General features: G+C 62.8%; 12 protein-coding genes. 6 read left to right on the top strand and 6 right to left on the bottom strand.

The window, feature by feature from the left end; genetic code table 11:
- Window positions 1-117 precede the first annotated feature (117 nt).
- The 3 genes from BLP65_RS07055 to BLP65_RS07045 are packed head-to-tail and all read right to left on the bottom strand — an operon-like array spanning window position 118 to window position 2389.
- Entirely contained in the window at window positions 118-690 is a 573-nt protein-coding gene (locus BLP65_RS07055; protein WP_092994606.1) for a YceI family protein, read from the bottom strand.
- Window positions 691-721: 31 nt separating this feature from the next.
- The gene (locus BLP65_RS07050; RefSeq protein ID WP_092994603.1) at window positions 722-1807 is read right to left on the bottom strand and encodes an alkene reductase; all 1086 of its coding nucleotides are present in this window, start codon (window positions 1805-1807) and stop codon (window positions 722-724) included.
- 36 nt (window positions 1808-1843) lie between these two features.
- The gene (locus BLP65_RS07045) at window positions 1844-2389 is read right to left on the bottom strand and encodes a cytochrome b (RefSeq protein ID WP_092994600.1); all 546 of its coding nucleotides are present in this window, start codon (window positions 2387-2389) and stop codon (window positions 1844-1846) included.
- A 127-nt stretch (window positions 2390-2516) separates the two neighbouring features.
- Between BLP65_RS07045 and BLP65_RS07040 the strand changes: the two genes are divergently transcribed.
- A complete protein-coding gene (locus tag BLP65_RS07040; RefSeq protein ID WP_092994597.1) occupies window positions 2517-3464 on the top strand; it encodes a LysR family transcriptional regulator in 948 nt (315 codons plus the stop codon).
- An 8-nt stretch (window positions 3465-3472) separates the two neighbouring features.
- Here the strand turns inward: BLP65_RS07040 and BLP65_RS07035 are convergent, their stop codons facing one another.
- Genes BLP65_RS07035 through lexA form a run of 3 tightly spaced genes read right to left on the bottom strand, consistent with a single transcriptional unit; the run spans window position 3473 to window position 6158 of the window.
- A complete protein-coding gene (locus BLP65_RS07035) occupies window positions 3473-4921 on the bottom strand; it encodes a Y-family DNA polymerase (RefSeq protein WP_175452479.1) in 1449 nt (482 codons plus the stop codon).
- 5 nt (window positions 4922-4926) lie between these two features.
- Window positions 4927-5553 (bottom strand): translesion DNA synthesis-associated protein ImuA, encoded by a 627-nt coding sequence (gene imuA, locus BLP65_RS07030; protein ID WP_092994591.1) that lies wholly within the window; start codon window positions 5551-5553, stop codon window positions 4927-4929.
- The gene (gene lexA / locus BLP65_RS07025) at window positions 5550-6158 is read right to left on the bottom strand and encodes a transcriptional repressor LexA (RefSeq protein WP_092994588.1); all 609 of its coding nucleotides are present in this window, start codon (window positions 6156-6158) and stop codon (window positions 5550-5552) included. Before lexA ends, imuA begins: the two co-directional genes overlap by 4 nt.
- A gap of 243 nt (window positions 6159-6401) precedes the next feature.
- Here lexA and BLP65_RS07020 point away from each other — a divergent pair, with 243 nt between their 5' ends.
- From BLP65_RS07020 to BLP65_RS07000, 5 genes are all read left to right on the top strand, one after another.
- Window positions 6402-6809: a CBS domain-containing protein gene (locus BLP65_RS07020; protein ID WP_092994585.1), complete on the top strand. Its 408-nt coding sequence runs from the start codon at window positions 6402-6404 to the stop codon at window positions 6807-6809.
- A complete protein-coding gene (gene ampD, locus BLP65_RS07015; RefSeq protein WP_092994582.1) occupies window positions 6806-7399 on the top strand; it encodes a 1,6-anhydro-N-acetylmuramyl-L-alanine amidase AmpD in 594 nt (197 codons plus the stop codon). The genes BLP65_RS07020 and ampD overlap by 4 nt, the downstream gene beginning before the upstream one ends.
- Before the next feature lie 360 nt (window positions 7400-7759).
- Window positions 7760-8635, top strand: coding sequence for a regulatory signaling modulator protein AmpE (ampE, locus tag BLP65_RS07010; protein WP_092994579.1), 876 nt, complete (start codon window positions 7760-7762; stop codon window positions 8633-8635).
- A gap of 16 nt (window positions 8636-8651) precedes the next feature.
- Window positions 8652-9158: a bifunctional adenosylcobinamide kinase/adenosylcobinamide-phosphate guanylyltransferase gene (cobU, locus tag BLP65_RS07005; protein ID WP_092994576.1), complete on the top strand. Its 507-nt coding sequence runs from the start codon at window positions 8652-8654 to the stop codon at window positions 9156-9158.
- 110 nt (window positions 9159-9268) lie between these two features.
- Window positions 9269-9877: a histidine phosphatase family protein gene (locus tag BLP65_RS07000; RefSeq protein ID WP_245688258.1), complete on the top strand. Its 609-nt coding sequence runs from the start codon at window positions 9269-9271 to the stop codon at window positions 9875-9877.
- The last annotated feature ends 378 nt before the right edge of the window (window positions 9878-10255 follow it).

Below are 10255 nucleotides of genomic sequence, written 5' to 3'. Positions count from 1 at the left end.
GTCACGGGGACGGCGGTGGAGGAGGGGTACAGCCAATGATCCGGTCAGGGACCTGTCGGCGAGGGCTGCCGCCTTGAGCGGACCGGGTGGGCCGGTCCGCTCGCGGTGGCTGCGAAATTACTGGCGTATGCCTTCGACGGAGAGTTCCAGGTAGACCGTCTGTGAGGCGGGTCCCAGGTCGTAATCGATGCCGTAGTCGGCCATCTTGAATTCGGTGGTACCGTGGAAGCCGCGGCGATTTCCACCCCACGGGTCGGGACCGGCACCGATGTGTTCGACGTCGATAGTCAGCGGTTTGGTGACACCGTGCAAGGTGAAGTCGCCGGTGAGTTTCGCGGTGCCGTCACCGTTCTCTTCAAACGCGGTGCTGACGAACTTCGCCTCCGGATACTTCTTCACGTCGAGGAAATCATCGCCCCGCAGGTGCTTGTCGCGCTCGGCGTGATTGGAGTCGATACTGGCCGGGTCGATGTTGACGACGATGGAGGCCGCCGATGGATCGCTCTCGTCGTAACTGAACTCACCGCCGAAATCGTTGAAACGTCCCCCCAGCCAGCTGTAGCCGAGGTGCTGAACCTTGAAGTGGATGTAGGCGTGGGCGCCCTTGGTGTCGATGACATAATCGGCGGCATGGACCGGCGCGGTGCCGACGAGGCCGAGCAGGGCGGCGGACAACAATAGTTTGCGCATGGTAGGTACTCCCTTGGGTTGCAGTCAGCCATCAGGTCAGGCTGGGATAATCGGTGTAGCCTCCGGCGTCTCCGCCGTAGAAACTGGCCGGGTCCGGCTCGTTCAGCGGTGCGTCATGGGCGAGGCGTTCCGGCAGATCGGGATTGGCGATGTAGGCGCGGCCGAAGCCGATGAGGTCGGCCAGGCCATCCTCCAGATAGCGTTCGGCCTTGACCCTGTCCATCTCTCCGCAGGCGATAACCGGTCCGCCGAATCGCTCGCGGGCCTGCTTGAGGAGGGACTCGCCCGCCGCGTAACCGTTGAACACCGGGTCGACGAAGTGCAGGTAGGCAATGCCGAGGCGCTTTGCTGCGTCGGCGAGATGCTGGGTCATGCGGTCCGCATCCGGGTCCTCCCCCATGTCGTTAAAGGTGCCGTGGGGCGAGAGCCGCAGGCCGACGCGATCGGGGCCGGCGACCTCGGCGGCGGCCTCGACCACCGCGAGAGCGAATCGGGCACGATTCTCCAGGGAGCCGCCCCAGCGATCGTCGCGCTGGTTGACCGTGCTGTTGAGAAACTGGTCGAGCAGATAGCCGTTGGCACCGTGGATCTCCACGCCGTCGAAGCCGGCAGCGAGGGCGTTCTCCGTGGCCTGCCGGAAGTCGGCGATGGTCGCCTCGATCTCCCCTTCAGTCATTGCCCGGGCCGGGGAGGGTGTGAGCATGGCAGGCTGACCGTTATCATCCAGGGCGAAGAGCTGGGTCGCCGCCTGCCCGGCCGACGGGGCGAGGGGCGCTTCGCTGTTCGGCTGCAGGCTTTGGTGGGAGACCCGTCCGCAGTGCCAGAGCTGGGCGAAGATACGGCCGCCTGCCTCACGGACGGCGGCGGTCACCTGTCGCCAGCCTTCCACCTGTCCTTCGGTGTAAATCCCCGGGGTCCAGAGGTAGCCGGGCGCCTGCGGCGAGACCGGCGTGCCCTCGCTGATGATTAGTCCGGCGCCGGACCGCTGGCGGTAGTACTCGGCCATCAGGGCATTGGGCCGATTGTCGTCGTGGTTCGCACGGTTGCGGGTCATCGGCGCCATGATAATGCGATTAGGCAGTTCCAGTGTCCCGACTCGAAAGGGTTCGAATAGCATGGTTCTCTCCTTGGTCTGAACGTTTGTCTGATCCGGTTAGCGCCCCAGCATCCGCATCAGCGTGCGGTCGCGGTCCAGGAAGTGGTGTTTCAGGGCCGCCAGGGCATGCAGTGATGCCAGTGCCACCAGGGTGATGGCGAGTGTCAGGTGGATGGTCCCGGCGATGTCTTCCTGATGTTCGATTCCGTGGAGGGTGGCCGGGATGGCAAACCAGCCGAAGACCTCCAGCGACCGGCCGTCGGCGGTCGAGATCAGATAACCGCTGATCATGATGGCGAATAGCAGCAGGTACAGCAGTCCGTGCATCGTTTTTGCCAGGCGATGCTCCCAGCGCGCATGACTCGGCAAAGGCACCGGCTGCGGATTGAGGGCACGCCACCCCAGGCGCACCAGCACCAGCAGGAACAGTGATACGCCGATACTCTTGTGCCACCAGGGGCCGAGTTGATACCACTGATCATAATAGGTGAGTCCGGTCATCCACAGACCGAGGCCAAAGAGGCCGAATACCGTCAGCGCCACCAGCCAGTGCATCAGTACGGCGGCCAGACCGTAGCGGGTTGTATCGTTTCGCCATTGCATAGGTTGCCTGCGTTCTTCGTACCGGGACGTTCCGGGAATCGGCCGACCGAAACGGTGTCTATTGTATCGTTCCAGTTTATGCTAAAAAGACGTTAATCTCGAAAACTGTGTTGCGAAATTAAGAACAATGGATCGACTGGATGCCCTCGAGTCCTTTACAGCAGTAGTGGATGCCGGCAGCTTCAGTGCCGCCGCCGAGCGCCTGGGGATCGCCAAATCCGCGGTAAGCCGCCGGGTGACCGATCTGGAGTCGCACCTCGGCGTGCAACTGCTGCGGCGTACCACACGGCGTCTTTCGATGACCGAAGCCGGTCGCGATTTTCACCGCCGCGCCACTCTGCTGCTGGCCGAGTGGGAGGAGGCCGCCCAGTCGGTGAGCGAGGGTCAACAGACGCTGCGGGGCCGGATTCGTCTCGCGGCACCCCTCTCCTTCGGTCTGTTGCATCTCAATCCTGCCCTGACCGCCTTTTGTGCCGAACACCCCGGGGTAGTGCCGGATGTGGACCTCAATGATCGCTCGATTAGCCTGGTCGACGAGGGCTTCGATCTGGCCGTGCGTATCGGCTATCTGGCCGATTCGACGCTGATTGCCCGCGCTCTGGCGCCGGTGCGGATGGTGCTGTGTGCCAGTCCCGAGTACCTCGCTCGCCACGGGACCCCTCGTACTCCGCGGGAATTGGCGGATCATCAGGGTCTGGTATATGCGAATGTGCCCGAGTCACAGCAGTGGCGGTTTACCGACAGGGAGGGCCATGGCGAGTCGGTCCGCGTACCGGTACGTCTGCGTGCCAACAACGGCGATCTGCTCCTCGATGCGGCTGTTGCAGGACTGGGGGTGCTGGCCTCGCCCACCTTTCTCGCCTATCGGGTCATCGCCGAAGGGCGTCTGGTGCCGCTGCTCCCCGACTACCGTCTGTCGACGGCCTATGCCTATGTGGTCTATCCGTCGCGACGCTTTGTACCGCGACGGGTACGCGTACTGGTGGATTTCCTGCTTCAGCGCTTTGGTGATCATCCCTATTGGGACGATGGCCTGCCGGTGGCCGATGATGTCGAGGCCCCGCTCGCCAGGTGAGCGGACCTTCAGGCAAACACGCCCTGCAGGAACCAGCCTTGATTTCGCCGCTCGCGGAAGATCCAGAAGTGTTCGCCGTGGGCGTCTGCGGCGACGAAGTAGTCGCGGGCGGCGTCTTCGCCATCCCACCAGCCGGTTTCGATCCGCTCCGGCCCTCGAATCAGGTGTAACTCACCTTTCAGCCAGGGCTGGCCGTTGCGCTGTTCGAGCGGCTTCGGTTCGGGGAAGAGCCAGAGCGGGCGGAGGGGTTTCGCTGTCGGAAGCGGTGCATTATGAATGCACCCTGCAGTTTCGTCCTGTCCGGGTGGGCAGGGGCGCCAGGCCTTTTCCGGTCGGTGATCGGCAGCCGGACCCAGCCCACCGACGGCGTTGTCGCCCAGGCGGGCGCGCAATTTCTCCAGCCATACACTCGCATCGGGAATGCCGGTCTGCTCTCCGGTGAAGAGGTCGTCGTGCTCGCTTTCCCGTTCCGGGAACCGGTCGGCGTGCAGGCCGATGGCATCGGTGGGGGCGGGCAGTTCGAAGCGCTCCAGGCGCTCGCGGATCAGGGCAAGAAGGTGATCCGCATCCCGCGACGGGCGCCGCAGGCCGATCGGGAGTTCACTCTCCGGGCGCCCCCGGTGTTCCAGGATAAGGCGCATGTCCTGCACACCGGCTCCCTTGGCGCGCAGCAGCCCTATCAGCTCCAGCACCAGTCGGCGCGCGGCAAACAGCAGGGCGTCGGTGTTATCCACTTCCGTCGGCAGCGGCAGGCGACCATCGAAACGGGGAGGGGGCTCGAACGGCCGGCGCGGATCGGCACGCAGCCCCATGGCGCGATCCAGGTAATCATAAAATTCGGGGCCCACCCGACGCGCCAGGGCGCTGCGGGACTGGCGCAGTACATCACCGACCCGCCGCAGCCCCATTCCGCGCAGGGCGGCAATGGTTTCGGGCTTTACCTCCAGGCCGTTCAGCGGCAGGCGTTGCAGGATGTCCTGCAATCGATCCCGCTCCTCAATCAACAGCTCGGCGCCGTTTTTCGCCAGTAGCCAGCCCCCCAGTGGGGTCGGGGCGGCGGTGAGATGGGCCCGATAGCCCATATCCTGTAGTCCCTCGGCCACACCATCCCGCAAGGCAGCGAGGCCGCCGAACAGCTTCCGGCTGCCGGCCACCTCCAGCATCAATCCTTCATGAGGGCGGATGTGTACCAGCGGCGTGAATTGCTGGCTCCATAGCGCGAGGGCGTTCAGCGCCTGATGCTCCGCCGCCCTGTCCCGCTCGCGGGTCAGCAGGGTATGGCACAGGGCAAGGGCCGCCCCCAAGGGCTGGCCGGGATGGATGCCGTGCTCCTCCGCGGCGGCATTGCAGACATGCACCACCGGCCGGTTATCCGGTCCGGTACGCACGGCAAACGGAGTCTCCGTGTCTCCGAAGACCTCGAGTGCGAGGTTGGGTAGGTAGATACTGAGCCACAAGCAGCTCATCCCCGCATCTCGAATCTCTTATCTCGAATCTCGGTTATTGGTGCTCCCGCCCAGCCGCCGCGGCGTTTCAGTATGTGTATGGTCAGTCCTCCAGCATCGTGTTCCAGCTCCAGCCGCACGGCGGCGGGGGAGGGCTGGTGTGCTTCCTGGCGGGGTCGGAACAGGAAGCCGGAGGCTTCGCCGTGTTCGGCGGCGAGTTGCAGTCGGCGCAGGGCGTGGTTGTCGGCTCGCCCGGGCCAGCCGAGGACGGCGCCGCAGACGCCGGAGCGCAGGCTCTGTTCGAGACTCCAGAGGGTCTGGTCGTCTCCGCTGGTGCGGACCCAGACCAGGCGCTGCAGGTCGATTCCGGCCGCGGCCAGTGCGGGGGCGTAGGGGATGTGCGGCGGGGCTATCCAGGCCTGCCAGTACTCCTGCGACAGATGGGCCAGGGCGGGCATCAGCAGGCGCAGTTCCCCTATGCCTTTCTGGTTGACCAGGATCTCGGTCAGGGCGCCCACCGGCCAGCCGCCGCCCAGCCGCTCATCCAGCATCGGATGGCCGGTGGAGAGGTGAGGCGTCGTCTGGGGAGACGTCTCCCGCCCGCGCCAGATATCGGCGCGGGCAAGGAGGGAGTTCAGGTTCATACCAATTGGCCGTTGCGAACAATTCCGACACCGATACCTTCAATCACCAGTTCCTGCCGTGTTGGATTCACCTCGATAGGCTCGAATTCGGGGTTTTCCGGCAGTAGCAGAACCCGGTTCCGCCCCTTTCGCTGCAGCCGCTTGACCGTGACCTCGTCTTCAATGCGGGCCACCACGATTTGGCCATCACGGGCCTCGCCGGTACGGTGTACCGCCAGCAGATCACCGTCCAGGATGCCGATGTCCTTCATGCTCATGCCTTTTACCCGCAGCAGGTAGTCGGCACGGGGGCTGAACAGGCCCGGGTCGAGCCGATAGCGGTTTTCGATGTTCTCCTCCGCCAGGATAGGATTACCGGCGGCTACCCGGCCCACCAGCGGCAGCCCCTCGCCGCCGCGCAGACGGATACCGCGCGAGGTGCCGGGAATCAGTTCGATGGCCCCTTTTTTGACCAGGGCGCGCAGGTGCCCCTCCGCGGCATTGGGAGAGCGAAAGCCCAGAATACGGGCGATCTCCGCGCGGGTGGGTGGAGCCCCGGTGGCTTCGATGGTTTCGCGAATGAGTTGCAGAATTTCCGTCTGCCGGGGAGTGAGTTCATCGCCCATGGTCATTACCGGTTTTGAAAGACTGTATACTGTAAGTTTATACACTATGTATTCGGTGATCGGCAAGTTCGAGGGGAACGACCGTCCAGTGATATCCTGCAGCCCCTTCTGACGACAGGCGCAATCTGCTATAACCGCGTCCAGGAGTCTGTCCGAAACAGGAGTCAAACCGACTTTCCCCGCTACGATTGCTCAAGCTCGATAGATTCCAGATTTCCAGATTCCCGGTCCCGGAGGATTGCAGTGAGTGAACGGAACATCGTACGTGTCCGCGATGTGATGAAGGCGGAATTCGACATGGTGGACGGTATGGCGACGGTCAGTGAGGCGCTCACCGCCATGAGGCGCCTGCAAACCAAGTGTCTGATGGTCGACAAGCGCCACCCGGACGATGAGTTCGGCATGCTGCTGGTGTCGGACATCGCGCGCCATGTGCTCGGCAGGGACCGATCCCCGGAGCGGGTCAACGTCTACGAGGTCATGGCCAAGCCGGTGATCAGTGTTGATCCGGATATGGATATCCGCTTCTGCGCCCGTCTCTTCGAGCGCTTCCAGCTGACCCGCGCACCGGTGGTCGAAAGCGGTAAAATCATCGGCATCGTGAGCTTCACGGACATGGTCCTGCGCGGCATGTGTACCGACAGCGAATGACTTCTGTGAGATCGGTGACCGTTTCCTCCGGCCTTTCTATTGATCGCGTCTCCGGTCTCATCAATGAGGCGCGTCAGGTCCCGTCCCCCAATTGTGATGATCGGCCGGAAGACGCGGCGATTGACCTTGTAGTGGTGCACAGCATCAGTCTCCCTCCTGCCGAATTCGGTGGCCCCTGGATCGATGCCCTGTTCACCAATACTCTTGATCCGCAACTGCATCCCTACTTCCGTGAGATTCACCGGATGCGGGTCTCCTCGCATCTGCTAATCCGCCGTGACGGGGAGCTGGTGCAGTATGTACCGCTGCATCGCCGCGCCTGGCATGCCGGGGCGTCCTGTTTCGCCGGACGTGAACGCTGCAATGATTTTTCCATCGGTATCGAACTGGAAGGGACGGATGAGGACCCCTACGAGGTGGCCCAGTACCAGCGGCTCGCAGCGGTTATCGCGGTGCTGGAGAAGGTGTACCCGGAGGTAACCCGCGACCGCCTGGCGGGCCACAGCGATATCGCCCCGGGCCGCAAGACCGATCCGGGTTCGGCCTTTGAATGGGCGCGACTGGAACACGAGTTGGAGCGGATCGCCTAACTTTGGTTGCAAGTTTGCCCGCCAGATTCGAAACTAGGAGCCTGTCCGAGAATAGCGATCGTCACGAGGGCAAGACTGATTGAGTCAGATTTTTCGGTCATTTGAGGCGAATAATGGTTTTATTTAACGAAAATGAGCGGAAAATCTGGCCAATCAGGTTTGGCCGCACGACTCCATGGATGGAGGAGTTAGAGCGAAGCAGGATGCCCGAGCCGAGTAGGCCAGTCTATTCTCGGACAGGCTCCTAGATCGCGTTTATTCTTGGCCACAGAGGTCCACGGAGTCTCCAGACGAGCCTCCTGTTTGTGACACTTTTCTGTGTGCTCAGTGGTTAGCCCCAGACCCAGCGGAACCTTGTCCATGTCTCTGATTGCCATTATTTTTGCACTTTTTGTCGAGCACTTTCTCGGTTCGCTCGAGGAGTTGCGACGCTTCGACTGGTTTACTACCTTTTCTGACCGGGTGCGGGACCGGTTGCCGGCGGGGCGTTTTCGGGACGGTCCGTTCGGCGTCCTGCTGGTGATCGGCTTGCCGGTGATTGGCGTCGGCTTGGTGGGGTATGCCCTGGAGGAGCTGTGGGGTGTACTCGGGTTTATCTATGCAGTCCTGATACTGCTTTATGCCTTCGGACCCCGCGACCTCGAGGCGGAAGTGGAGGCGTTTGCCGATGCCCGTGAGCGCAACGATGAAGACTCGGCACGCTGGCACGCCGCCAGTCTGCTCGGCGGTGAAGTCCCCGAAGAGCCTGAAACTCGGGCGAGGGTCATCATCGAGACCATTCTCGTAGAGGCCCACGAACGCGTGCTCGGCATCATCTTCTGGTTTCTTCTGCTCGGGCCGGTGGGTGCGATCCTGTACCGGCTCAGCCGAGTGCTGGAGGCGCGTTACCGGGGGGCCGATGAGGGCTTTGGTCTGGCGGCCTGGCGGCTGCACTATGTCCTGGCCTGGGTGCCTGCCCGACTCTGCGCATTCAGTTATGCCCTGGCCGGCAGCTTCGTCGACGCGATGCAGCGCTGGCGGAACGAGGCCTGGCGCTATGCGGATGAGAATCGCGGCGCACTGGTGTCGGCCGGTTTCGGCGGCCTGCGTTATGACCCGGCGGAACAGGAAGATGGGCATCCCGATCAGCGGGTCGAGACCGAAAACGTTCGCGAGACCCTGGCACTGGTGCGCCGCGCCGCCATCATCTGGGTGGCGGTCCTCGCGGTGTTCACCCTCGCCGGCTGGCTCGGCTGACCCGATTTCGCGCCTCATGACTCACCTGATCCTGGGGGGCGCCCGTTCCGGGAAAAGCCGGTATGCCGAACAGCTTGCTGGTGAGAATGGCCTGGATGTCATCTATGTGGCCACGGCCACGATGGGCGACCAGGAGATGATCGAACGCATCACCCGCCATCGTGCCGATCGGCCGGCGGGCTGGCGCACCATCGAAGAGCCACTGGCGCTGGCCGCGACCCTCCAGAGGCATGCCGCCCCTGGGCATTGTCTTTTGGTCGATTGTCTTACCCTGTGGCTGTCGAATCTCCTGCAGGCCGGTGATACAACCCTGGATCAGGAGCGTGAGCGTCTGCAGGAGGCGCTTCCGCACCTCCCGGGGCGCATCCTTTTGGTCAGCAACGAGGTCGGCCTCGGTATCGTCCCCGACAATCCCTTGGCGCGCCGTTTTCGGGATGAAGCAGGCCGGCTCAACCAGGCGCTCGCCGCTGCGTGCGAACATGTGACCTTCGTGGCCGCCGGACTGCCGATGCAATTGAAGTGATGGAGAATTTGCCAGCCTATAACGGTACACGAGGGAGCGCGGGTCCTTGATTTTCCCCGTGAGCCCCGTGTTCCCCGTGGTTTTATAGCGAGTTCTGGATCGACTGACTGATGATTTCCACCACGATTGACATGATCCGCCATGGCGAGCCCGTGGGCGGCAGGAAATATCGCGGACAGATCGATGACCCGCTGAGTGAAAAGGGGTGGCGACAGATGCGCGAAGCCGTCGGCCGGCACTGTCCCTGGGATGCGATTGTCTCCTCGCCGTTGCTTCGCTGCGGTGCATTCGCGGCGGAACTGGCGAAGCAAAACGTCATTGCCCTGGCCTACGATGCACGGCTGAAGGAGATTGGTTTCGGTGAATGGGAGGGGAAAACGGCCGAGGCGCTGATGGAAGAGGATCCCGATATCCTCATGCGCTTCTGGAACGACCCGCTGAACAATACGCCGCCCGGTGCGGAGACCCTGATCGAATTCCAGAGCCGGATCACCGCGGCCTGGCGTTCCATTCTGGAAGAGAATGCCGGCCGGCACACCCTGATCGTCGGGCACGCGGGCCAGATGCGGATGGTGATCCGTCATGTGCTGGAGATGCCGCTGGATCGCATGTTCCGTATTCAGGTGCCGAACGCCGGCATCACCCGTATCCGTGTGGATGGGCTGGGAGACGAAGCACTGCCGCGGCTGATGTTTCACGGCCAATCGCTGCCGGGATAAACGACAGCTGACTGCCAAGGGCTACTGTTTACACAGAGGAAAAGCTCTCTTTTATGAACTTCCCCCCTTTGTCATTACGAGCCGTACCCGCCGCTGCGCGGCCCCAAATCAATGACGAACTTCCCTCTTGTCATAGCGAGGAGCCACAGCGACGAAGCTATCTCGAAGTGCCAAGTACCAGATTACTTCGTCGCTGGGGCTCCTCGTAATGACAGCAGGGGGAACAAGTTCATCAGGAGGAGCCTAAGCGACGAAGTAATCTCTGCTCCAACCCCGAGATTGCCGCGTCGCTGGGGCTCCTCGCAATGACGGTTAAGAATTCGTCACCGATTCGTCACCGATTCGGGGCCGCGCAGCGGCGGGTACGGCTCGCAATGA

This window comes from Thiohalomonas denitrificans (genome assembly GCF_900102855.1).
In the GTDB taxonomy this organism is placed as follows: Bacteria; Pseudomonadota; Gammaproteobacteria; order Thiohalomonadales; family Thiohalomonadaceae; genus Thiohalomonas; species Thiohalomonas denitrificans.
This window is presented reverse-complemented; position numbering and strand designations above follow the sequence as displayed.